The following is a 24545-nucleotide window of genomic DNA, read 5'->3' on the forward strand; positions in this document are numbered from 1 at the left end:
ATTTATCGATTTACAGCCTACTTTTTAGTAGCTATGTGGTCGTATCGTTTATTTACTTTATTAAAAAACGAGTATTTAATACAATTCGGGAGAGGACTCACACATATGGCCGGATTCACCATCAATAGGCGTGTATTTAGCAATATACGTATATTTCCTCGACTCCTGGTACTCTTTGTCGTACTGGTGATTATTTCCAGTGCCGCAATAGCTTTCTTGGATTATTTCTTTCTGCAAGCATCAAACACTCATGCTGAAGCAGTAAAAACAAGTTTTAATGCTCAGCAGACGGCAACAGAGCAACAAATCAATCTGGAGCGTATGAATGCCTTGTTACAAGCTCGTTTTGCTCAGATCTTTGCCAGTGATAGTCCCCGCCTGGGAGGAGATGCCTCCTTGGGGGCGTCTGGAGCATTGACCGAGATCGATATTACGACGAGCGAGATTAACTTTGATCAGGCTTTATTGACGTATACAAGTAATTACGATATAGCTAACTCGGCTACGATGAGAACGATTCGCACCATCTTATTGAATGGTAGTGGTAATAGTCACTTGATCAATGATCAGCAAGTTGCGCTCAATGCGGTCGAGTCCCATCAATGGAACGACTATAAAAACTATCAAGATCAAGTTCTGGCCGATCTGAACAAGGCCCATCCGGACTATGAGATTGGCTATTCCACCCTCTACCAGGCTGATGCGATCTTTCTGAACCTTCAAAAAAATTGGAACACCGTAGTAGATATCTCAACAACGGTTGGTCAAGCCGTCGCAAGCCTGAGTAGCAGTGAGATTCTTCCATTGCAAATCGCTACTATCAGTGCCATTGCATTGACCATTCTGGTGATTGTGGCAACAGCCTTTGTTGTAAACATCAGCATTTCGCGTCCGCTGACCCAACTGGCGGCACTGACCGGACGGATCTCACGAGGTGACACCAGTGAACGTGCGCAGGTGGAAGGGCGTGACGAAATATATATGGTGGCGAGCTCAATGAATACGATGCTGGACAACATCGTTCAATTGATGAAGGAGGCGCAACTGCGTCACGTTTCACTGCAAGGACAGATTGAAAAGCTGGTGAAAGAGATACAGGGCATCGGTGAAGGCGACTTACGCGTCCATGCAGAGACCTCTTCTGGGAGCCTGGAAACTCTGGCCCGGTCATTTAATTATGTGGTGACGGAGCTTGGGGGTATCGTTATCAAATTCAAAACTCTGGCCAACGAAGTCGAAAGATCGACTATCCAGGCATACGACGATATGCTCCAGGTGGTGGAAGATACTGACCAACAGATTCAACACATTACATCGGCAACGGCCCAGGTGCTTGAACTGGCAAATGCCAGCCGTCATATGGTGGAGCGTGCGCACTCGCTCTCAGTAGTTGGAAACGAAGCATATTTAACTATCCTCAATGGGCGACATTCGGTGGCTAAAGCGACTGATGGCATTACCCATATCAGCGCTCATGTAGAGTCAACGGTAGCAAGGGTTAAAGCGTTAGAGGAGCGCTCACAGGAGATTGATACAATTGTGAAAGTGATTGCTGGTGTCGCCTATCAGACCAACCGCCTGGCTCTCGATGCCGCTATTCAAGCCGCCATGGCTGGCGAAAATGGTAAAGGTTTTAGAGCCGTTGCCGATGATATACGCCGCTCTGCGGAAGTTGCCAAGTCACAGGCTGTCATCGTTGAGCGGGTGGTGAAGCAGATTATCGAAGATATCAAAATGGTGGCTACCTCTATGTACAATACCGAACAGGAAACTGTCGCAGGCATACAATATTCACGAGAAACCAGCGTTGCTTTCGACGCGATGTTTTCGGCTATTGAACAACAAGGGCGGGAGATTGAGCGTATTAACTACGTGTCCAAGCAACAATTAGATATCTCCAATTCAGTGTTGCTGACAATGCAAAACGTTTCAACTTTAACCCATCAGAGTAGCCAGAATATCCATGATGAAGCACAGCGCATGGAAAGTGTAGCTCAATTGGCTGAACGATTATTATCCTCGGCGGAAGTCTTCAAGCTCCCTGAGCACCAGGATATATTCGCGCAAGCAAATGTCGCTAGCCAGACAGTGGCACCGAACACACCTTACCCTCTACCATATCGGTAAATCTAGAAGTTATCTGACGCGTTGCTGCCTCGCTCTTATGTGTGTTGCTGCCTGTATGCTAATCCGTCCCACCGGGATAACTGGATTCGTTCATCCAGAAAAATATTAGCTAATCAGGCAGCGAAGCGTGTAAGTGTGAGGATAGTTGACTTATGAAAAGAAATACCAGGTCACATAATTGTATTGGAGAAAGATGTGTCTCAACAGCAGGGGAGAGTAACTGATAACCTAGCGAACATTATCCAACGGGTCCAACTTGAGCGTCGAACGGGAGAACTGCATGTCAAACGCTACGATGGGCTCACGATAGAGCAGGGCTCAATCACATTTATAGACGGCCGAGCCGTGCAGGCACAGCTAGGTTCATCTCAGGGAGCAGCGGCCTTTGATACGTTACGCAGTTGGAAACAATGCCTCTTTATTTTTGTGCTGCATAGCAGTAGCTCTTACCAGCTGCCGCCTTCGCCGCAAACGCCACTCCCAGCACAAACGCCACTCCCACCAAGTAATCCTCTGTCTGATTCAGGCTCTAATGGCTTTGCACCGCAGACGCAACCACTGAATAGCTCCTCATTACCGAATATAAAGCTACCACTGGCGCAAAATAATCGGATTTCACAATCGGATTGGAATCTCTCAGCAGATGGTTTTTCCTCACCAGGATGGACGCAACCGCTTGAAGGTCTCTCGCCAAGCTCAAGAAATCTTCCTGTGTCAAAAGAAAATCAGGAGCAGAGAGCAGTACTTCCTTCCACCTCCTCGATCTCTCTGATTGCTGTTCCTCGTCCCACTATGTCGATAGTGAAAGCGATTGGACTGATTAACAAATCTGGTCTTCCACGCACCTGCCGTCAGGTTCTGCTATTGATCGATGGACGGCTTTCAGTCAATGAGATTATTACGCAGGCAAATAGCTCGCCCGAAGAAATCATGAAAGCATTGAATGCTTTGGAAAGTATCGCAGTGATTACGATCTCAAAGCCAGGATGAACATTAACTAGAGTTCATCCTGGCTTTGAGATCGTGATTGAACTGAACGCAGCATCGCGTCAGGGCTTTTTTATGTTGACAGATGGTGTCGCAGCGAGCACAAGGAATTAGACTTTGAAGTGAAAAACCACATCACTGCTAGCGCCTGGGATCATTTGATAGTGAATGAGGAGGGTCCAATCACCAGTTTTGTTGAGGAGTGGATAATTTATTTCCAATTGGATACCTTCCACTGCTTGATGTTTATCATCATTATTGTTCCAGGTATTATTACTTACTCTGGTTTTATTGTGTGAACTCCAATTACCTATGCTCAGCTCATAGCCAGGCGATGCAAGTGCATCAGATCCGTCAGTGGAATCGCTACCTGTATTGAGTTGTAGGGCACGTAAATAGATAATGGTTTTGGTCGTTGAGATACTGACGTGGTCGACTGTGATTGGTTGATCATTGACTGTCTGGGTCTGATTGATTGTGACGGTACGGCCGCGATGAAAAGGTAGGGAAAAATTGAAGGCTACCGACTTGCTCGCACTTATATCAGTGGATATTTTCGCTTGAATGTGAAGTGTGCTGATCGTGTCCGCAACGCTGAGCAATGAAATCGATGCCAGGTTATACAACGTGCTTTGATCCGGGTAGCCACCGCTACTGGATCGAGGGGATATGTCGACCCCTTTTTGGGCGCTTAGTTCCACAAATGTTTGCGTCATTAGATTTACAGTAGACTTATTGAGTGGGACGGAGTACACCAGAATAATACGATTAGAATCTGCATAGCTAGCATACAAGTGAATAGCAGTCCCCTGGATGCTTTTGGTTTGATCAATGAGTGTTTCTTGATGTGTGGTACATACAGCCTTCCATCCATCGTCTACCAGGTTACAGAGTTTTGATGGTAGCGGGGCCGGAGTTGGTGTCGGTGTTATGACAGGTTTTTTTGTTGGTTGGACCGGACCTGATCCACCAACGTGGCCGTTAGGGGATGTTTGCGTGTGAGCGTACTGGAACACTACGATTGAACTTCCGGTTACAAATAAGGCGAGTAGCACGGCGGCCACCAGGGTCGTCCATGAGATGAAGCGTCGGCCAGGCTTTGGGGGCCGTACGGATTGTGTCTGTATCATAGCATGTATCCTTTTCTCTCGAGGTCGCGCTGCTATCGATGGCGTTTGTGTCTGCTCCATATATGCATGCAGGCGATCTTGGACACGGTTAAGAAGCTCTGTATGGTCTCCTGTAACGATGCGTAGATCTCGCATGAGGTGAGACACTGCTTGCTGCGGCGCGGCATGTTCTATTGACTCAATCTGTTCATCGACCTGTTCAGGCAGAAAGCGCTCATCATGTTCAGTCATGTTGGGACTCCTTTCGTCCTTTCTCATAAATGCCACGTAAGGCGTTGAGGGTGCGCGAGAGGAGCGTGCGCACCGCTCCTTCGCTTTTATTTAGATGAGTGGCGATTTCTGCACAGCGCAGGTTATTGGCAAAACGTAGCCGTAGTAGTTCTTGCTGAAGCTCCGGGAGCAAGGATATATTGGTACGTAGATGTATTATCTCTTCCTGACGTAGTACCGCTTGCTCAGGCGAGTGGTATTCTTCTTCGTAAAGAACCTCATCCGCTTGCTCAATCGGAACCGCCGGGTGGCGCGTAGAGCGTCTATGATAATCTATCGATTTGTTCAAGGCGACCCGACGCAGCCAGGCTAGCTGTTGACGCTGATCGAGTGTGGCGATAATCGGACTTTCCAGCGCAGCAATAAATACTTCGAGCAACATATCCTCGGCATCCTCTTTCGAAGAAACGTGCTGCAAAATATGTATCAGCACAGCATGTCTGTGGCGCTGGTAGAGTTCCTCCATGAAGGAGGCGCTTGGATGTAACCCGGTCTTTGCCAGTTGCATTATGTACCTCTACGATTCCTTTTTTTGAGATCTCATAGAGTTATCGACGAAGTAACTCAAACGTTACACATGCGTCGTATACCGCATTGTAGCCCGTACTTTTTTCAGCTTTTCAGTCAGCCATTTTTGAAGATAGGTTTATCTCTTATCAGATCAAATATGGACAAATCTATATTTAATCTGATAAGATAGCTGCATTACTCTCTTAACAGAGCCTATTCTGATTTTATTTGAATATATGATCAGGTTCTGTTTCTTCTTGAATAAGGTTAATATCGCATGAAAAAATTCAAATATTTTCGGACTTTCTGTTGTTTCTTGAGCCTTTTGCTATTTATTGTTGCTGGCTCCGCTTGTGGGAGTTCAAATCCAGTGGCTACAACTCCTAAGAAAATATCCACTCCAACAGCAACTCCTCTCCCAAGCCTTACAAAGTATGTAGGATCTAATTTTTCTATTGGTTATCCTGATGGTTGGCCATTACAAAAAGGGACCGATGGTTCTTTTCAAACTGTGCACATGACTGGCCCACTGGCAACTGTGGATATTATGACGAGTAGTTCAACAACTGGTGATACCAATCCGAATACTGTTGATAATGTGATCGATAGTGAGCTCAGTGCAGTTGCGACAACTCTTACAAACAGTACGCAGTCTAAATTGACTCCTATAACAATAGATGGAGCAGTGTGGAAACGAATGACCATTTCAGGAGATTCCACTTCACATGGAAGTACCACGATAACCAAGAAATTTGTTATATTAGGTACCCAGCATCCAGTCGATGGGCTTTTCACTGTTGTCTTTCAAAGTTATACTGATCAATTCGATTTTATGGACGAAACCGCATTTCAACCGATGCTCACATCATTTAAATTTAAATAGATGAAAGATTGTTGCTCTTGTAATAATTTTAGATAATAATCTTTGTCTATTTTTGTATGGATGCTTCCTATTACTTTTTTGATTTTCTTTGTGCTATCATTTAGTATGTTATTCTAGCATTTGTATAGATACAACGACCATAAGCGAGAGGCCCATCAGTATCATATACCTGATGGGCCTCTCGCTTAGATACTAATCCTATGGTGCTTACTTGTTTGCTACCTGAGGAAACTTTTTCGCCAGGTAGGAGGCATCTGGATTTGTCTCAACGGAGCCATCAGGGAAGATGACGGTTGGGACGGTCTGATTGCCGCCGTTGACGGACATGACATACTGAGCGGCGTCCTCGTGTTCTTCGATGTTGATGGTCTCATACGGGACGTCATGCGAGTCAAGCCAACGCTTGACGTTACGGCAATAAGGGCACCAGGAGGTTACGTATACCGCTGTGATTTTCTCTGCCTGAGAGGTTTCAAGGTCGGACATGGGTAGGTTCTCTTTCACTATCAATAGATATATTTACATATATAAACATGTAAGTGCCAGTATATTATTCCACTTTCCTGGTAGTCGTGATGACCTTATTGCAAGCAGTGATTTTGCCCACTCATATCGCCGAAGCAAGAGCCGTCTTCTGTGAGGATGACAACTTTTTTGATGGCAGGAAACTGTGTTAGCGTGGCATTAATCTCTGCCTGTACGCGAGCATCTGCGCCAATGCCTGCGGAACTGAGTGCACGACAGAATTTTAAGGTGGCAGCGTCCTCCTCGGAGACTGATCCTTTCTTCTTGAGTGTGAGGGTAAAGTCTGGTCCGCCAACGGATGTCGTTGTGCATTTTGATGGGCCACTGAGCATCGTATTGAGTTCAGTGAAGTAGCCAGCTTGTTGCTCGGTAGGCGTAGGTCCGGCGATGAGGAGTTGGATGGAGAAGTATGCTACCGCGCTCGTTGTGGAGAGACGGCCTACTGGATAGACCTTCGTGAAGTCAGTGGAGAGTGAGTCTGGTGCCTTGGAGAAGAAGACCTTGAGTGTGTACTCTGATAGGATAGGATCTCCGTTCGCTGTGGGTAAGGATGTGCGGTGATCAGATGTGGGTAGGGATGTAAGATGATTGGATGTGGGTGAGGTGGTGGGATGATTGGATGTTCCATCTACGCTACAAGAGCTGAATAAGAGAGAAAACAGAGCACATACGCTGATCATTATGGGCAGTCTAAAATGACGGCGTTGGAAAATGTCTGTCACATCTAGACGAGAGGTTTGATGATCTGTCATGATGTTTCTCCTGATTGTAGGTGATGATGCGTTCTATACAAGCCCTTTTAGATAGTCTAACTTCCATCTTATAGAGGAAGATGGCTGTAGTTAGTATATCATGGATTCATTGCTACAGTATAGATGAATACTAGAATTTGGTGTGATAGGAGTCAAAGATGTAGATTTTCTTTGGTGTTTGATAACTTCTGCGAATGTACGTTCGTATAAATATATGTTATAGTATCCCGAAGTATCTAAGGGATTTACTTTATATTATGAGGGAGTCATAAAACTATGCCATATGGGCATTATAGAGGTGGACATCACCATCATCATCACTATCATCAGTCTCGCCGCATGGAACGCGACATGTTCTGGGGCATGATGGCTGGATCTCCCTGGTCACGCTATTCTCGCCGTGCTTACTATGGCCCTCGTTATCGACGTCGCGGCGGCGGAGCAGTGCTTGCGTTGATCTTGATTTTACTGTTTTTTGTGTTCGTCTCTCACTTCTGGTGGATTATACTTCCGCTGTTTGTTCTGCTGGTCGTTGGAGGTATCTTTGCTGCCAGGGCATTTATGGCGAGATCAAATTCCAATTATCAACAATATCAGCCGATGGGGCCGCAGAATCAGCAAGGTCAATATTATCAGGCAAATCAGGCTGCACCGTCAAATCAATACTATCAACCGAGCCAGCAGGCACAATATTATCAGCCAGCGCAGCAGAATCAGGCACAATACTATCAACCGGGAGCCAATTACACACCGGCTCAGCAGCAGTCCTCTGGTGGACAGTATGCGATGCCTCAGTCGCAATATCCTCAGAATCCCCCACCGATGCCATGAGGCTTCTGCCTCTGGTATCGGCTTTTTGGTATTTGAATGGAGATCTCCAGGCAGCATTTTTTTGCCAGTTGTCCACATCAATATATTTTGCGCACCCCTTTTTAATTTGGATGGATAGCATTTATGCAAGAGTTCTTTCTACAATATCGTCTGATTGAGAAATTAGCTACTAAAATGCTAAGGACTACCTATCTTGCCTATCCATTGCAAGAGACTAAAAAGAAAGTCATCATCAAGATATTTGATTCAGAAGGTCTTGTTCTGCATCAAGCACAGAACTTATCGCAGGTGCATCCATTATTATCGATGTATCATCCAAATATTGTACCTGTCCTGGATATGGCTATTGAGCAAGGTAAGCCATATATTGTGCGTGAATATCGAGCTCGTGGTTCGCTTCGCCAGCGCCTGGAGCGCTTGAAGCATTTGGGTCACAAGTACATGGATTGGACCGAGGCGATCAGCATTGTGCTGCAAGTCGGTCGGGCTTTGAGCTATGCTCATGATCAAGATGTGATCCATGGGAATATCAAGCCTGAAAACATCTTCTACAGTGATGAGGGTGATGTCCAATTGACAGATTTTTATCTGCCAGCGTTTCTTGAGGGAAGTCAATCAGATCAAAAAGCCGACTTGTATGCAACCAGATATATGGCTCCCGAGCAGTTTATCGGAGAAACTGAGAAAGCCAGCGACCAATATGCTTTAGCTTGTCTGGCTTATGAATTGATCACTGGTCGTGTTCCTTTTGTCGCTCCCCAGTTTGTCTCGATGTGGGGGAAGCACATGACCGACTATGCTGCTCCTCTTTCCACGCATGTTAAGGTACCGATGCCCATCGATCTGGCGATCCTGCGGGCACTATCGAAAAAAAGCTCTGATCGCCATGAAGATATGAATGCCTTTTTGTCCGCGCTTGAGGTTGGTTTGCTCCCACCAGCCCCTGAAATCTCGCTTGAACTCACCACATCGGCGTCAGCGATCGTCGGGAACGTACCGGTAGTACCAGTCACAAAACCTTTTGGATTTACTCCTTTTCCCACGATAACCGAAAATGTTGATCCTGCAAGTTTACCTGAAGTGCTCGCAGTGCCAGATAGGCAAGCGCAGATAAATCCACTTCCGATCGATCCACCAGCGCTAGCAGGCATCAAGCTGGATGACAAGGACGAGGAATTTGCCAATGCCATATCATTGGCAACCACTGATACAAACGCTGTGCCATCGTCAGAAAATGTCTCATCAGGGCCGCGTGGTCGGAGCAAAAAGACAGTTGCGCTCTGGATAAGTATGATCTCAGCATTATTGATCCTGATAGGTATTCTCATTCCTTATGCTCTGTATACCACTTCACTTAAACAAGCTCCACGCGACGTGAACCCTTCTACTCATGTGATCGTTGATAGTACGGCCATAGGGAGTGGGACACCACCACCAGCCAAAGGTATTTCACCGATGTCACCTCAGCAAGTTCCGACCTCGCCAGCGACAAAACCGGCGACCGCCGTTCCTGCTATTGTGCCGACCTTGCTTCCCACGCCGAAGCTCGTTGGGACGGGATCGGTGCAGATTAATGCAGGTGGAACCTCTTCGGGGGCTTTTGTGGCGGATGAGGATTTTTTTAATAATCCCGAGCCTGCACGTCCATCGACAGAGTCATCGCATAGTGACGTAATTGATACGAGTGGCGTTATCAATCCAGCGCCCCAGAGTGTCTATCAATCGGACCGTGTTGGCGACAGCACCTATGTCATTCCGCATGTGACACCTGGAGTCTCCTATACTGTGCGCTTACATTTTGCTGAGACCTACTGGACAAAGGCGGGCCAGCGCACGTTTAATGTGCTCCTGAACGGCCAACAGGTGTTGAGCAATTTTGATATCTGGGCAGCCGCTGGTGCCAGCGATAAAGCAGTGATTGAGCAGTTTGTGACTATGCCTGCCAGCGATGGTACGATCACGATCCAATTTGTCACTGTGCATGACAACGCTCAGATTAACGGCATTGAAGTACTTGCTAGCTAAGGATTTTTTTGTACTCAACCATTGCTTGTGATATGTCGCGCTCCTATTTGCCTTTCAGGCTTTGCCGGTTCTTTCTCACTGATGGCATAAATGATGACGCCATCGACGTCACCGATGGCATCGTGAGATGGGACAATCGTGTAGGATGTATATTCTTCTAACGATTGTTGCCAGCCAGATTGGTCCAGAGAGATATCTATGACTGGTGTATGGCTCAACATATTTGGTAGCGTTAAAACTCTATCCTTTATATAGGTTTCCTGCGCCAATTGCATAATACGTTTTCCTATAGTATCTTCCCAGAAGAGGTCGAGAACCTCTTTAAGCGGCTGATGCTGTATTGCCCTTCCTCCTACTGGATGGATATATCTGGGATTGTATGTTTCAATGATGAGGCTTGATCCTCGCAGGATCAGGATATCAAATGGAGCCAGCTCTACTATCTCTCCTAAACGCACACGCTCACTTTCCAGGGTAGTTGTCAGCTCCTGAAGTTCATTAGTACGAGCACGTAACTCATCATTGGTTGTTTCCAACTCTTCATTGGTAGCCTGGAGCTCCTCATTATTTGTTTCCAACTCTTCGTTGGTAGCCTGGAGCTCCTCATTGGTTGTCTCGAACTCCTCAATACTGGCCTGGAGCTCCTCATGTGTTAGCATCAGCTCTTCATTAGCGACTTGCAATTCTTCATTGGCATCCATCAGCTCCTTATTCACATCGCTCAGGCGTTTGTTGGTGGCGCTGATCTCATACATGAGTTGTGTTTGCTGCTCCTGAACTGTCTCCAGGCGCCGTCTGATATGGACATGATCGGTGACATCCATGACGCTGATCGTGGCAAGCTCAAGTACTTTGTTGTCAATTTGCATGAGAGCAATTGAGAGACTGACAAAGCGTCCGTTGCCGCCACTCAGAATGCTCAATTCTACTTCTGGCAGAGAGATGACATTGTGTTCGCGGAAGACGGCATCGATGGCTGTACGCGTTATTTGATAGGGAATACCTCTGACTGTATGCAAGAAATCTTGTTCGCTGATACCATCATGCAATCCCAGCAGTCGGCGGGCACCAACATTTGATGTCAGGACGTGGTAGTGGCGATCGATGACGACAATTCCCACAGGGAGGAAGCGGAGTAGAACTTCGTTGAGGCGCTTCAGTTGATTTAGCTCAAAGGTAGGAGGTACTAAATCTATTTCGGTGTTGGACTTTCTCACTTGTTTGTTTGCGTTACTCAGCGATAGCCTTTCTAGATCCGACGATTTTATATTGGAGAGCGTCTGACGGCGAATGGCGGGTAACGCTTTGCCTGTACATTGATAGATCTTCCAATGCTTGTTGATGAGCTCGTAACAGGCTTGCGCAGGGCGTACCGTTTCGGCTTTGCCCAGAAAGAGGTAACCATGAGGAGAGAGCGAGAAGGCGAATTGATTGAGGACATAATCTTGTAGTTCAGGCGTGAAATAAATCAGGACATTGCGGCATAGGATCAGGTCGATGCGTGGGAAGGGGGCACTTCTACTGAGATCTTGTTGTCCAAATATGATCATCTGCCGCAAGGTTTTTGAGATGCGATATCCTTGATCGGTCTGTTCAAAGAAGCGCTTATGGTAATCAGCAGGGACTCCTTTGAGCAGATTCTCTGAATACAATCCTCGGCGAGCGAAATGGATAGCGGCTTCATCCAGGTCAGTCGCAAAGATTTTAATGCTCCAATTGGGACGATCTTCACCGAGCAGATCCGTCAGCAACATGGCTAAAGAGTAAGATTCTTCACCTGTTGCACAGCCTGCCGTCCAGAAGCGCAGAATGTGATCATGCTCGCGCCCATAGGCGATCAAGGTTGGGAGAATCTCTTGCCTGAGATAGTTGAAAGCTGCAGTATCACGGAAGAATTGCGTAACATTGATGAGAAATGCTTTGACTAACTCTTCAACTTCCTCTGGCTCGGTGATCAGGTAATCCGCATAGTCACGCATGGTGCGGCAGCGTGTGACGGCGATCCTGCGACCGATGCGCCGCAGGATGGTGGATGTTTTGTAGGTATGGAAGTCCATATTGGCCTTCCTGCTGACAAGATCGAGGATCTCATGGAGAATGTCCTCTGTTTTCTCTTCTGTCTGGGGGATATCGGCTCCGTGAAGTAGATCGTAGAGTAACGTCCCCAGGTATTCTATGGAGACTTCGAAGTCGACGATGGTGGGAGGAAGTGAGAGTGGCATCGATGGGTAACGGGCACTTTGTGGATCTTGCACTATGATGGTTCCACCGGCATTTTTGACATTCACTGCTCCAATTGCTCCATCGGAGCCAGAGCCAGTGAGGATTACTGCGATCAAACGCTCTCCATAGACTTCGGCGGCCGTCGAGAAGAGCGTGTCGACTGATGCTCTTGGATGTTTGTTACGCCCCTCATGGATCTCTACGTACTGATTTTTGATGCTGATATGCAGGTTGGAGGGTATAATATAAATAATGCCTGCATGGAGCTGGCGACTCGTCTCTACTAGTTCAATTGGGAGACTGGTATGTTGTTGCAAGATCAGGTTGAGCGAGTTTTGACGATTCGGGTCGAGATGCTGAGCTACGATGATCGGTGCTGGGAATGGTGTGGGTAACGTACTGACTAAAATCGAAAGCGCTTCGACTCCTCCGGCTGAGGCACCCATGATGACAAGATCGTATGTGAGAGAAGCCCTCTTCTCATTTTCGTTCATTGTGTAATGATCCTCTTCTTACCAAACGTATCCTTCTTATAAGGTCAAATATATCCTATACTCCTACCCTGTGAATAAAGGCTGTTTATAAGTATATCACGAATGGTGCTTGTACTCCTTTCTGGCGGATACATGCATTTTTTAGATGATCTTAATGCGTATTTTTGCTTTGTTATTGCGATGAAACGAGGCCCAGGCGCGACTTTTCCAATAATGTTTGTATGCTTTTTAAAGAAGATATTTTGCTGACATTTCCTGGAAATTGTTTAAAAATGCGCTTCTCGTTCCTTGACGCCGCTCTTAAGACAACGTACTATGTAAGAATACAAGACCTTTGCATCTTTGATAGAACTTTTAACAATTAATAAAAAAGCAAGGATTTATTACGTAAGATAATCTATGTTGGTCATCGCCATAAGTTTTTAAAGAAAGAGGTCCAACGATGCCTTTTCTGATTGGAGAGTATATCCGTCAAATACGCCGCCAAAAGGGGCTGACACAAGCAGAACTAGGAGTGAAGGAGTTCTCAAAGTCATATATTAGTGCGGTTGAACGTGGCCAAATTGCCCCATCACGCAATGCTCTGCGTTTCTTTGCCAAACAGCTTGACCAATCAATTGATTATCTGGAGCAGTTGCTTGAGCAACCTCAAGCAGAGCTTTCGCTTGTCCCGTTAGCTGAATCGCATCTAGGTCAGACACATGAGGATAGTTACAACGATCAAGAGGTGGTTGCCCTTCTGGATATGGTTTTGCATGGCAAAGGGATTGTGGCCGATCCGGTGGCAGACTACGGCGATACACAACTTGATACCGGAACACGGCTGGCTTTGCAAAAGCGTGCACGTTATGCCTTTCTTAAGGGGATACGTGCGCAAGAGCAACTGAACTTTTCGGCGGCCCAGTTCGATCTGGAGTATGCTCTGGCACTGGCCCCGGACGAGTATAAGTCTGCTATTCTGGATTCTCTTGGCACAAATGCCTATCAGGTACAGGCATATGAACAGGCTCTGACCTATTACTTGCGTGCTCTCTCTAGTTTTCAGATTATGGACACTCCAACTGCCGATCAGCTGTTTCAGATTGAATTGCATTGTGGTGATGCTTCCAGAGTACTTGGCTATTATCAGTACGCTCAGGAGCACTACTTACAAGCGCGTAAGCAACTGCGTTCAACGCACAATATGCAGATTGCCGGACAACTCTACTTGGGCTTGGGATACAGTGTCTATGCGTCTCTCTATCAGGTACAAAGTTCTGCTTATGTTTCTATCGCCTCGCTCTCTACGGAGGAGATTGAGCGACAATTTCAGCAATCTTTGAGTTTTCTGATGCAAAGCCGTACGCTATATCAGATTGGCCGCGATTGGAATGGGGAGACTCAGGCTCGCTTGACGCAGGCGATGGTCTTACTGGATCTGTGTACCTGGCGTCAGCAGCAGGCATTACATCGGTCGCAACAGAGCGGGGGCGTAATCTCGGTCAACTGCGCTTCTTTGTTCGAGGAGATAGATGAGCAATGCCGTCAGATTCTGCTGGGGTTGTTGGAAAGGCATCAAGAACTGACGATTCTGCCGTTGGAGCAAGAAAATGATGCTTATCTGGCGCTGGCCTATATGATTCGCGCCCTGAGTCGCCGGGCTGAGGTGGCACAGCTTGGCGGTTATGGGGATACTGCCGTACGAGAACGTTCATTAGCCTTTTCTCTTTGTCAAAAAGTATTGGACGCGTTACGCAATACCTCATTATCACTGACCCTCATTCGTGACGCGATAAATATGTCTGGACATTATGCAACTACCTCAACCCCTTCACTTTTAGTGTTACCTGAAATCTCAGCACAAGAGGTGACCAATAGATTTTCATCTTTTATTCTGGCTGAGACCTACTTTGCCATTGGGGAAATGTCGGAGGAGATTGGTCACAATACGCTTGTCCAGGATTTCGCTATGCGTTGTTACGATGTGGCCGATCAATGTTTCTCACGTGCTCTCGCGCTTGAAGTGAAACATATCCATGGAGCCTCTAACGAAAACGATCCTAACTACTTTGTGCGTCTCTATCAACGCTACACAGATGTGCTTGAGCAGCGTCTGGCTATCTCTTTTATCTCGGGCCGAGAGACGGCGGAAAAGTCGCTTGCCTTGCTCAAAGATATCCTGCAACAACTTCCCAAAATGAGAAGCACTTTTCCGACCCAGGTGCACGAGCGCTATTAGTAACAGGTCAGTGGCTACGTGAGTTGCCTGGAAGCTTTTTTCTAGCGTAGCCACTTGTATCTTGCCAGGTGTTGTTTTTACAGGGACTCAACCATCTGTTGAAGCTTATCGATATCGAAAGGCTTGCTCAGGAATCCTTTGATCTCCATTTGATCCATCTGCTGTTTCAGCAAAACATCGCCGCTCATCACGATAAGTGAGAAGGTTGTATGCAAGTCTAGACGATAGAACTCATCAAGTACACGATAACCACTCATATCTGGCATCATCAGATCGAGGAGGACAATATCGGGCTTCAGTCCTTGCTGGAGCTTTTCGAGGGCTTCTTGCCCATTTGAGATACTAATCACCTCATAATCAGTATCCTCAAAGAGGGCCTGGATAGAGAGACGTATCTCTGTTTCGTCGTCAATGACCAGGATTTGTTTTTTCATACATGTTAATCTTTCTCATTCTATCTCGTTCTGACGTGCTCTCTTGCTCATATCGGATGCCTCAATGAGGTGCTTCCTCTTAGAGAGGATTCAGAAAGAGTACGGATAAATATGAATAAGTGCTCTATATATACTACGTGTTTGCTACGCTACTCGTTTAACTTACGCATGGGTGTTCGTTTATAATAGTGAAAATACGCAAATGTGTTGGATGATGTTGCTTTATTGCTTCCTACCTGCTACAGTTTGAGCATACCTGACAACTTATCCCAGGGGACACCGCGCTCAAGCGAATTGGTCTCGACGTAAGCGCATGACGACATTACCCGATACAATATATAAAGGAAAGTTTTATGCAAAATTCTGAAGCCGGTCAGCGTTCCTCTCGTATTGATCTCGTTTCTACGCTCGTGACAGAAGGCATTACCCAGATCGAACAAGCAATGCCCCGCTTCCTTCAGGATCTGCAAACGCTCTGCTTGATTGATTCGCCTTCCGATTATACTCCTGGGCTCAATCAGATGGCCGAGCAACTCGTGATTTTGCTTCAGCGCGTCGGCATGCATACCACCGTGATTGAGCATGCGCGTGGAAATGCGGTCATCGGAACGATTCTGGGGAACAATCCTACCGCGCCGGCCTGTCTGTTGCTGGGGCATCATGACACCGTTCATCCCATCGGTGCAGCCTCAGCACGCATACGCCTTGAATCTGAGCGCTTCTATGCCCCCGGCACGGTGGATATGAAGGCTGGACTGCTACAGGGGATCTATGCTTTGGAGATACTTCAGCAGCAGCAATATCAAGATTTCAGTAAGATCATTTTCTTATCAGTACCTGATGAGGAGATTTCCTCGCGCTATCACGTTGGCTTGATCACGCAGATTGCCCAGGAGCATCCGCACGTGCTCGGATTAGAGGGGGCCAGCGCTATCGGGACAGTTGTGACCAGACGCAAAGGCTGTGCACACTATCGACTGACCGCCGAGGGCGTAGCTTCCCACGCGGGTAGTAGTCCGGAGAAAGGACGTAATGCTGTTCTCGAACTGGCGCATCAGATTATCCAGGCGCAGAGCTTCATGGGATGGCGCGACGGCTTTACAATTAACGCTGGCCCCATCCGAGGGGGATCAAAGGTGAATATCGTCTCGGACTTTGCCGAGATCCTCTACGATACACGCTTTCTGCGCTCGGAAGATCGTCTGGCGGCCGAAGCTCGTTGGAGCGAGCTTTTGAAGGATCAACTTGTCCCAGATGTAAAGCTTACGCTCTATCCCGAGCCAGATGGCATGGTGCCTATGCCTGCTACCGAGGAGAGTCTGGCTATGGCCCAACAGGTCCAATGGATCGCAGAGGATATCCTTCATACCAACTATCTACCTGAGACCAGAGGGGGAGCTTCTGACTGTTGTAATACTGCCGAGCTTGGTTGTCCCAGTATCGACGGCCTTGGTGCTATCGGTGGCGGAGCACATACGCACGAAGAATATGTCGCCTTGCCACCTATACCCAGTCGTGTGGCGCTTCTGGCGGGTCTCATTGCCGCAATCAGTACCTCTCACGCATGAAAAGAAAGGCCCCATTGGCAAGGATGTATGTTTGAGCTACCTTTTCCTGTTAAGGCGATGCTGTTTGATTTGGATGATACGCTTTATGCGAGAGATGAGGCTTTTTATCGCTGGGCTGCTTCTTTTGTGCATCGGTTTATCCCGGTACGCGAGGAGCCGCAGCGAGCGAAAATCATACAGCGTATCATCTATCTGGATCAGCGTGCTGAGACTGAACGCACGATACTTTTTAGACAATTGCGTCGAGAATATCCATCACTTCGAGGTATGACCGTCGGATATCTGGTAAAGATGTTCAGGGAAGAGCTATCCCAGCATATTATGCCGGATGCCACGATGAGTTCCTGGTTGGCTGAATTGCAGAAGGCCGCCGTTCCATTTGGCGTGATCACAAATGGAAGTATCCTCAATCAAAGTCGGAAACTGTCCAGGCTTGGCATCGATAAGCTGACCTCGTGTATTTTTATCTCGCAGGCTGTTGGCCTGAAGAAACCACAGGCGGCTATTTTTCTGGCGGCCGCAGCATGTCTCAAGCAAGCTCCTCAGGATATTGTCTTTGTCGGAGACAATCCTGTGGCTGACATTCAGGGCGCTCATGCGGTGGGGATGAAAACCATCTGGGTTCAAGGAGATCAGGTTTGGCCTGAGAATCTGCCTTATGTCGCTGATATGTGTCTGGCAAAAGATAAGGCTGATTACCATTTTTTTACCTCTCAGTAAGAATAGAGTAGTAGTCCCACAGATTCCTGTTTTACATTTACGTGCAAAGGGGAAAATCTTTTATGGCAATCTCTTACCATATTGATCATTTTGTCGGGAAACCGGTTAAGGAATTTACTCTTGATGAGGGCATTGTTGATCCTACCACCTTTGCCTATCGTCTTGCTTATGATAGTCGTACTGATGATACGGATTGGGATGTCATTGTGGCGGCCTTTGTGAATGATCCACAGGCCTCGCTCGTGTCTGCTCTGGTGATTGGTGAATGGGCGGACGTGATGGATGGTCCTCCTGATGAGATTATCGAATTGCTGACGACTTCGGTGGAGAAACTGCCAGCACTGAAGGCACTTTTCATTGGAGATGTAACTTTTGATGAGTGTGAGATTTCGTGGATTAAACAGGGCGATCTCTCTCCAATTGTGGTGGCTTATCCCCGCCTGGAGCATCTGCAGATACGTGGTGGCGATGGATTGCAGTTGGGAAATATCCACAGTGAACATCTGCGTACCTTGATTGTGGAGACGGGCGGCCTTAGTCGTCAGGTCGTGCATGAAATCTGGCAGTCTCATCTACCCGCCCTGGAACATTTGGAACTCTGGTTGGGTTCTGAAAATTATGGTGGTGACACGACCATAGATGATTTTGCTCCTCTGCTGGCGGGCGATCTATTTCCTCATTTGCGCTACCTGGGCTTACGGGATAGTGAGTATGAGGATGAGTTGGCGGCCGCAGTCACGGTCTCACCGTTGCTGGAGCGCATCAAAGTGCTGGATTTATCTTATGGGGCACTTGGCGATCGCGGTGCGCAGGCGCTACTGGATTGTCCGGCGATCCGTGGGCTGGAGAAGTTGGATCTGCATCATCACTTCTGCTCTGATGCGATAGTGGCACAGTTGCAGGCCTTGCCTATCGAGGTGGATGTGAGCGAGCGGGAGAGTGATGATATCGATAACGAGGAGGAGCGCTATATCGCTGTGAGTGAGTAGGTAGAGGGACGTGAAGATGAATGATCCATATCCAGCATTTGTTCTCATTGGGACTCCTGATGATCGGCGTGTGGAGCTGTTTCAGCAAGCTTTGCGACAGGCTGGCTTACAGCCCGCACGTCTGATTAGCTATCTTGACTTGCTTTCTGGCGTGGCGTCGCTGACCGATGTTATCACGCCTACTACTCTTGTGCGTATCGAATCGCCGGGCAAGAGTCAGGCCGTCGAGCGAGCTTTACTGGCATTGGGGGCCGAGTGTGCCGATCCTGATGATGTCAACTATGAGCCCATTAGCCGTCGTTGCCTTGATGCCCTCCCATTGGAAAAAGGGCAACTGCTTCCTTCTCGACAATGGTATCTAGGCTATCGACAGCTACTCACTGGACTGATGCCCGCTTTGCGTGATGTGTGTCTGATGAATCGGCCGGAAGACATCTTGCTGATGTTTGATAAACGTGCCTGTCATCAGTACCTGGTGCAGCATCAGATTGCGGTGCCGCAGGCTTTGGACCCTGTTCATTCCTACGATGAGATGATGTCCGAGCTTGTCAGACGTGATTGGTCGCGTGTCTTTATCAAACCTGCCCATGGATCAAGCGCTGCGGGGATCATTGCCTTTCGCTTTCATGGACAGCGTCAGCAGGCGATTACGACGATCGAAATGGTTCATGATGGATCTGGCTGGCATTTTTATAATACGCGTAATATCAAAACATATACGAAGAGCGCTGAAATTTCGGTTTTGGTGAACATGGTCTGTCGCCAGCGAGCACATATCGAGGAGTGGATTCCCAAAGCGACTTTCTCCGACAAGTCTTTTGATTGTCGTGTGGTGGTGATCGCTGGACAGGCTCGGCATGTCGTGGCGCGTCTGAGTAAGAGTCCGATGACGAACCTGCACCTGCTCAATCAGCGCGGTGATGTCGAGGCTATCCAATCCATGATTGGTGTGGATAATTGGCAGGCGGGATTGCATACCTGTGAGCAGGCGGCGGCTCTGTTTCCTGCTAACCTCTATGCGGGAGTTGATCTCCTTTTTGCGGCGCATAATTATCGGCGACATGCTATTCTTGAGATGAATGCGTTTGGTGATCTCTTGCCCGGGGTATTGCATCGTACGCAGGATACTTACAGCGCGGAGATCTCGGCACTCTTAGAGAGGATATCTGATGATAAATGTTCCTGAGCTGATTGGTTCTCATGATATTCTCTTTATCACATTGGATACGTTGCGCTATGATGTGGCACAACAACTGTTCCATAAGGGACGTACGCCGTTCCTGGCGAGCCTGCTGCCTGCCACTGGCTGGGAAGAACGCCATTCGCCGGGTAGCTTTACGTATGCGGCCCATCAAGCCTTCTTTGCTGGCTTTTTACCCACGCCTGCCGCACCCGGTCGACATCAGAGACTGTTTGCGGCGCGTTTTCCTGGGAGCGAGACAACTACCGAGTCTACTTTTGTCTTTGATGCTCCCGATATTGTCTCCGGGCTGGCGCAAGAGGGCTATCGTACCATCTGCATCGGCGGAGTTGGTTTTTTCAATCGGCAGAGCCCACTGGGAAACGTCTTGCCGGGACTGTTTCAAGAGAGCTATTGGTCGCCTGAACTTGGCGTGACCAATCCAGACTCGACTGCGCATCAGGTTGAGACAGCCTGTCGAGCACTGGAGAGTGTGGCGTTGGGATCAAGGGTCTTTTTATTCATGAATGTCTCTGCCTTGCACCAACCTAACTACTTCTATTTGCCTCAGAGCGAAGGTAAGGAGGATACATTGGCTTCTCATGCCGCTGCTCTGGAGTATGTGGATGGTCAGCTTGCTCCACTGGTGCAGGCGCTTGGGCGTCGTGGTCCATTCCTGGCGATCCTGTGTGGCGATCATGGAACCGCGTATGGTGAGGATGGCTACAACGGTCATCGTATCGCGCATCCGGTTGTCTGGACTGTCCCTTATACCGAATGTATTTTGTTTGATTGAGGAGCAAGTTGTGATGGTATCTACTCTTTTGCCGATGTTACAGAGCGTGCAGAGCTCTCCATATAGCTCATATACCTATGCTTATCCGCATAAGACGGCCTATCGTCATTTCCCGGAGCGTCTGTCACTGACGGATCTCTGGCGTCAGGAGGATCGGGAGTCAGTCTTTCTGTATCTGCATGTGCCGTTTTGTGAGATGCGTTGTGGCTTCTGTAATTTGTTTACGACGGCGAATCCGAGCGGCAACTTTGTTACTTCATACTTGAAGACGCTACGCCGGGAGGCTGAACAGGTCCGCCGGCAACTCGATCGGTCTGGTGGCTTCAATACTGCCCGCGTCGCTATCGGTGGAGGGACTCCAACTTTTTTGCATCCCGAGGAATTGGAGCAGCTGTTTGCTATCTCGGAAGACCTGTTTGAGGTCTCGCCGGGGAGTATCTCGATGTCTGTGGAGACTTCTCCTCTGACTGCCACTCCCGAGCGTCTGGAGGTCCTTAAAGCGCATGGAGCAGACCGTATCAGTATCGGTGTGCAGAGCTTTCTTGAGCATGAGGCGCATGGAGCCGGTCGAGCTCAGAAGACCAGTGAGGTTCATCGCGCCCTGGAGCAGATTCGCTTGTTTGACTTCGCCGCCCTTAATATCGATCTGATCTATGGACTTCCCGGACAGACGGTGTCCAGTTGGCTGGATTCGCTACGCAGCGCGTTACAATATCAGCCGGAGGAACTGTATCTCTATCCCCTCTATGTACGCCCTCTGACTGGTCTGGATCATATGCATCAGCGTAGTACGGCGCATAGTGAGGACGTAGATATTCGTCTGGTTTGCTATCAAGCGGCGCGAGATCTGCTGCTCTCAGCGGGATACACACAGGTTTCAATGCGGATGTTTCAAGCGGCACATGTGCCAGTTGAGTCAGGTCCGATCTACTGTGTGCAGGATGATGGCATGATTGGATTGGGCTGTGGTGCTCGCTCATATACGCGGACGCATCATTATTCCAACGAATATGCGGTTGGGGCCAGAGGAGTACAGGCTATCCTGGCAGAGTATATTGGTACACCCACAGAACAATTTGCGTATGCGCGTTATGGCTTTCATCTCAACGAGGATGAGCAGCAGCGCCGTTATGTACTTAAATCCTTGCTGGAGGCCGGTGGACTCGATCGGCAGGCGTATCGCCAACGCTTTGGCCAGGATGTATTTGTCCATCTCCCACAGCTGCAAGAGTTGCTTCAGTATGAGCTGGCTATGATTGCAGATCATATGATGTCTTTGACAGCACATGGTCTGGCCTATTCGGATACGATTGGACCCTGGCTCTATTCGGCGCATGTGCAGGCACTTATGGAAGGATACGAACTGCGATGAAGCTCTCAATTCTCTATCGTGGACCACTCTCAAGTTGTAACTATGGCTGCACCTACTGTCCGTTTGCCAAGCATGTGGAGACGCGTCAGGAGCACGAAAATGATCGTCAGGCTCTGGAGCGTTTTATCGCCTGGGTCGAGGACCGTCCGGCAGATGATCAGATTGGCATCTTCTTCACGCCCTGGGGTGAGGCTCTGGTTCGTAGACGCTATCATGATGCATTTATTCGTCTTACCAATCTGCCGCAGGTCACCAAAGTTGCCGTTCAGACCAATCTGTCCAGCCGCCTGGAGTGGCTTGAGCAATGTGACAAAAGCAAGGCGGCACTCTGGGTCACCTATCATCCGACGCAGGTCACGCGCCAGCGCTTTCTTGACAAGTGTCAGGAACTGGATCGGCGTGGAATTAAATTTAGTGTAGGCGTCGTTGGACTTAAAGAGCATGCCGAGGAGATTGATGCTCTGCGGGCAGCTTTGCCGGAGCACGTCTATCTGTGGATCAATGCCTATAAACGTGATCCCGACTATTATAGCCCGCAAGAGCTTCAGCGCTTTACGGGAGTTGATCCCCTCTTTCCCCTCAACACCAAATATCATCCCAGCCTGGGACGAGACTGTCTTGGTGGTCATCAGGTGATCTCTGTGGATGGCGATGGCACTATGCGACGCTGCCATTTTATCAAGGAACCAATCGGCAATCTCTACGAGCCTGATTTCGAAAAAGCTCTCTATGCCAGAAGCTGTAGTGCTGCCACCTGTGGCTGTCATATCGGATACATACATATGCCTGATCTGAAGCTACATGAAGTCTTTGGGGCGGGGATACTTGAACGCATCCCCGCACAAAAAATCTGGTGAAGAAGAGAGGCTACGTCTCGGCTAGAGGCTTGTAGTCGTCTGGATTGTCGAAACCGGCGATCCAGGCGGCAGCTTGATGACAACTCTTCATGGTCGGCGGGACGCGTAGCATGTAGCTGTGAGCGGTCGATGGGCATTTGACGGCGAGTGAGACGAGATCTTCATCGCCTGGGATGGCAACGCGCAATAGCCGACGTTGTCCGCCCGGGTCCTGATCTTCGTCGATGACCTCGGCCTGACTGCGCTCCATAAAAGTCTCGTAGCCCATACGTTCAACCATCACACGGCGTAGCTCGGTATTCTCCTCGGCAAGAATTTCTTCCACTGTGATAGTTTCAGGCGAGAAGATGATCCGCTCGTTGATACGCACGTCGCGCCAGCGCAATTGGACGTGTTTAAGGCTTGCTGGTAGTGATGTCAGCGACGTTTCGGCCAGATCCAACCAGGAGCGTACCTGGAGGTTTGCTGGCACTTCTGTGATGTTAGGACATTCGCTGATATCAAGTTGCGCGACAGTCTGAAGCCAGGAAGGCAGCGTACGTAACCGAATGCAGCCGCGCATGTTTAGTCGTCCCATCGAGGATGGACCTTGCTCGGGCCATGCTTGCATGGCTGTACATGCTGAGATGATCAGAAAAAACACGTTGAAGTTTTCGGGTAGCATTCTGAGTGCGCTACAATTGTTGAGATTAAGCCTGCCGACCTTTAAACCAGCAGGCAGGGATTCCAGTTGGGAACAGTTACTCAGGTTGATCTGATAGGTGACCTGCAGATCTGCCGGCAACCCTATCAGTGCAGTATCCTCTGCCTCAAGTTGGTAGCAGCGCAGACCTGCGGGCAGCTCTTTGAGCGCGGAGCAATGATTGAGCGTTAAATTTCGCACTTGCAAGCCAGCGGGCAAACTGGTTAACGTCTGTTGCATGGATAGATCCAGATCGCCCTGTACCAGCATATTATCAGGAGCTTTACTGCTGAGGATCAAAGCTTTCGCCTCATCAGGAGTGAATGTTGCTATCTGTAGCATATTACTTCTCTCCTTTTCTCAGTCGCGCACATACTTAATCGCCTCAGGCGTGTACTCGCGCTGCTTCCAGACACGATAGCTGCCAGGCTGAAGCGTGATAGGATGATGCTCTTCATGGATGATGCGTACGATGCTGGTGACTTGTAGATAGAGATCTTCGCCGTGACCAAGATCGGTATAGATGGTTGCATTTGCCAGAGTCTCGACGCGATGACTATGTCCTGTGATCTCACCACGCGCCAGAATGGGACTCTGCGTAGCTGTAGCTGTGGTTGGAATGGAATCTATCTGAGCAATCAAAACATCTCCGTGACGCCACATAGCATGTTCCTCCTTGGTTTCTATTATCCTTCTGTCTTTCTATTCTTTCTGGAGGTCATCAATACGGTAATGGAAAGGCTTGTTTTTCCCGATCATATAGCGTATGCTTTGATGAGTTACTCATACACAAATAAAAGATCTGCGAGACCTGAAAGAGAGGTACTCATATATGTTGGTTTCTGCACTGATTAATGCGGTACATGGAGATGTATCATCAGTGTGAGTGAGCATTCTATTCTGTTAGCGTCCTGCTTGTAAAGGGCGTCTTCTTTCCGCTGGAATTTTCCCTCTCCATTGATATCTCAGCTA

21 protein-coding genes are annotated in these 24545 nt (G+C 48.3%); 13 read left to right on the top strand and 8 right to left on the bottom strand.

All coding sequences use genetic code 11. The features are described from left to right. The first annotated feature begins 105 nt into the window (after positions 1 to 105). Positions 106 to 2127 carry a methyl-accepting chemotaxis protein gene (locus AC27N8_RS10755; protein WP_487066791.1) on the top strand — a complete coding sequence of 674 codons (2022 nt, stop codon included), beginning with the start codon at positions 106 to 108 and terminating at the stop codon, positions 2125 to 2127. A gap of 195 nt (positions 2128 to 2322) precedes the next feature. Beyond that, complete coding sequence (locus AC27N8_RS10760; protein ID WP_487066792.1) at positions 2323 to 3117, top strand: DUF4388 domain-containing protein; 795 nt, start codon at positions 2323 to 2325, stop codon at positions 3115 to 3117. A gap of 107 nt (positions 3118 to 3224) precedes the next feature. Here the strand turns inward: AC27N8_RS10760 and AC27N8_RS10765 are convergent, their stop codons facing one another. Together AC27N8_RS10765 and AC27N8_RS10770 are read right to left on the bottom strand one after the other, a co-directional pair. Beyond that, positions 3225 to 4475 carry a hypothetical protein gene (locus AC27N8_RS10765; protein WP_487066793.1) on the bottom strand — a complete coding sequence of 417 codons (1251 nt, stop codon included), beginning with the start codon at positions 4473 to 4475 and terminating at the stop codon, positions 3225 to 3227. Continuing rightward, the gene (locus AC27N8_RS10770; protein WP_487066794.1) at positions 4468 to 5022 is read right to left on the bottom strand and encodes an RNA polymerase sigma factor; all 555 of its coding nucleotides are present in this window, start codon (positions 5020 to 5022) and stop codon (positions 4468 to 4470) included. Before AC27N8_RS10770 ends, AC27N8_RS10765 begins: the two co-directional genes overlap by 8 nt. A gap of 279 nt (positions 5023 to 5301) precedes the next feature. Here AC27N8_RS10770 and AC27N8_RS10775 point away from each other — a divergent pair, with 279 nt between their 5' ends. Further along, entirely contained in the window at positions 5302 to 5907 is a 606-nt protein-coding gene (locus tag AC27N8_RS10775) for a hypothetical protein (protein WP_487066795.1), read from the top strand. Between the two features lie 207 nt (positions 5908 to 6114). Here the strand turns inward: AC27N8_RS10775 and AC27N8_RS10780 are convergent, their stop codons facing one another. Both AC27N8_RS10780 and AC27N8_RS10785 read right to left on the bottom strand, forming a co-directional pair. Beyond that, positions 6115 to 6393 (bottom strand): mycoredoxin, encoded by a 279-nt coding sequence (locus AC27N8_RS10780; RefSeq protein ID WP_487066796.1) that lies wholly within the window; start codon positions 6391 to 6393, stop codon positions 6115 to 6117. 95 nt (positions 6394 to 6488) lie between these two features. Further along, positions 6489 to 7184 carry a hypothetical protein gene (locus tag AC27N8_RS10785; RefSeq protein ID WP_487066797.1) on the bottom strand — a complete coding sequence of 232 codons (696 nt, stop codon included), beginning with the start codon at positions 7182 to 7184 and terminating at the stop codon, positions 6489 to 6491. 276 nt (positions 7185 to 7460) lie between these two features. Between AC27N8_RS10785 and AC27N8_RS10790 the strand changes: the two genes are divergently transcribed. Both AC27N8_RS10790 and AC27N8_RS10795 read left to right on the top strand, forming a co-directional pair. Beyond that, the gene (locus AC27N8_RS10790) at positions 7461 to 8015 is read left to right on the top strand and encodes a hypothetical protein (RefSeq protein ID WP_487066798.1); all 555 of its coding nucleotides are present in this window, start codon (positions 7461 to 7463) and stop codon (positions 8013 to 8015) included. A 123-nt stretch (positions 8016 to 8138) separates the two neighbouring features. Then, entirely contained in the window at positions 8139 to 10040 is a 1902-nt protein-coding gene (locus AC27N8_RS10795; RefSeq protein WP_487066799.1) for a protein kinase domain-containing protein, read from the top strand. Between the two features lie 14 nt (positions 10041 to 10054). Here AC27N8_RS10795 and AC27N8_RS10800 read toward each other — a convergent pair whose 3' ends face one another. Beyond that, a complete protein-coding gene (locus tag AC27N8_RS10800) occupies positions 10055 to 12757 on the bottom strand; it encodes a CheR family methyltransferase (protein ID WP_487066800.1) in 2703 nt (900 codons plus the stop codon). Positions 12758 to 13199: 442 nt separating this feature from the next. Here AC27N8_RS10800 and AC27N8_RS10805 point away from each other — a divergent pair, with 442 nt between their 5' ends. Then, positions 13200 to 14975, top strand: coding sequence for a helix-turn-helix domain-containing protein (locus AC27N8_RS10805; protein WP_487066801.1), 1776 nt, complete (start codon positions 13200 to 13202; stop codon positions 14973 to 14975). Between the two features lie 77 nt (positions 14976 to 15052). Here AC27N8_RS10805 and AC27N8_RS10810 read toward each other — a convergent pair whose 3' ends face one another. Continuing rightward, positions 15053 to 15409, bottom strand: coding sequence for a response regulator (locus AC27N8_RS10810; RefSeq protein ID WP_487066802.1), 357 nt, complete (start codon positions 15407 to 15409; stop codon positions 15053 to 15055). A gap of 353 nt (positions 15410 to 15762) precedes the next feature. On the opposite strand from AC27N8_RS10810, the gene AC27N8_RS10815 reads away from it, so the two are divergent. The 7 genes from AC27N8_RS10815 (at position 15763) to AC27N8_RS10845 (ending at position 22891) form a co-directional block, all read left to right on the top strand. Next, positions 15763 to 16977, top strand: a complete 1215-nt coding sequence (locus AC27N8_RS10815; protein ID WP_487066803.1) for a M20/M25/M40 family metallo-hydrolase — start codon at positions 15763 to 15765, stop codon at positions 16975 to 16977. Positions 16978 to 17004: 27 nt separating this feature from the next. Further along, positions 17005 to 17697 (top strand): HAD family hydrolase, encoded by a 693-nt coding sequence (locus tag AC27N8_RS10820; RefSeq protein WP_487066804.1) that lies wholly within the window; start codon positions 17005 to 17007, stop codon positions 17695 to 17697. Between the two features lie 62 nt (positions 17698 to 17759). Beyond that, complete coding sequence (locus AC27N8_RS10825; protein WP_487066805.1) at positions 17760 to 18686, top strand: STM4015 family protein; 927 nt, start codon at positions 17760 to 17762, stop codon at positions 18684 to 18686. Between the two features lie 16 nt (positions 18687 to 18702). Then, the gene (locus AC27N8_RS10830) at positions 18703 to 19872 is read left to right on the top strand and encodes an STM4014 family protein (protein WP_487066806.1); all 1170 of its coding nucleotides are present in this window, start codon (positions 18703 to 18705) and stop codon (positions 19870 to 19872) included. Beyond that, on the top strand, positions 19856 to 20662 hold the full coding sequence (locus AC27N8_RS10835) for an STM4013/SEN3800 family hydrolase (RefSeq protein WP_487066807.1): 807 nt from the start codon (positions 19856 to 19858) through the stop codon (positions 20660 to 20662). The genes AC27N8_RS10830 and AC27N8_RS10835 overlap by 17 nt, the downstream gene beginning before the upstream one ends. A 13-nt stretch (positions 20663 to 20675) precedes the next feature. Further along, positions 20676 to 22034 carry an STM4012 family radical SAM protein gene (locus tag AC27N8_RS10840; protein WP_487066808.1) on the top strand — a complete coding sequence of 453 codons (1359 nt, stop codon included), beginning with the start codon at positions 20676 to 20678 and terminating at the stop codon, positions 22032 to 22034. After that, positions 22031 to 22891 (top strand): STM4011 family radical SAM protein, encoded by an 861-nt coding sequence (locus tag AC27N8_RS10845; protein ID WP_487066809.1) that lies wholly within the window; start codon positions 22031 to 22033, stop codon positions 22889 to 22891. Before AC27N8_RS10840 ends, AC27N8_RS10845 begins: the two co-directional genes overlap by 4 nt. Before the next feature lie 10 nt (positions 22892 to 22901). Here the strand turns inward: AC27N8_RS10845 and AC27N8_RS10850 are convergent, their stop codons facing one another. Together AC27N8_RS10850 and AC27N8_RS10855 are read right to left on the bottom strand one after the other, a co-directional pair. Further along, entirely contained in the window at positions 22902 to 23915 is a 1014-nt protein-coding gene (locus AC27N8_RS10850; RefSeq protein WP_487066810.1) for a DUF6745 domain-containing protein, read from the bottom strand. An 18-nt stretch (positions 23916 to 23933) separates the two neighbouring features. Further along, positions 23934 to 24236, bottom strand: coding sequence for a hypothetical protein (locus AC27N8_RS10855; RefSeq protein ID WP_487066811.1), 303 nt, complete (start codon positions 24234 to 24236; stop codon positions 23934 to 23936). Between the last annotated feature and the right edge of the window lie 309 nt (positions 24237 to 24545).

It is taken from the genome of Dictyobacter sp. Z7_2 (assembly GCF_057551105.1).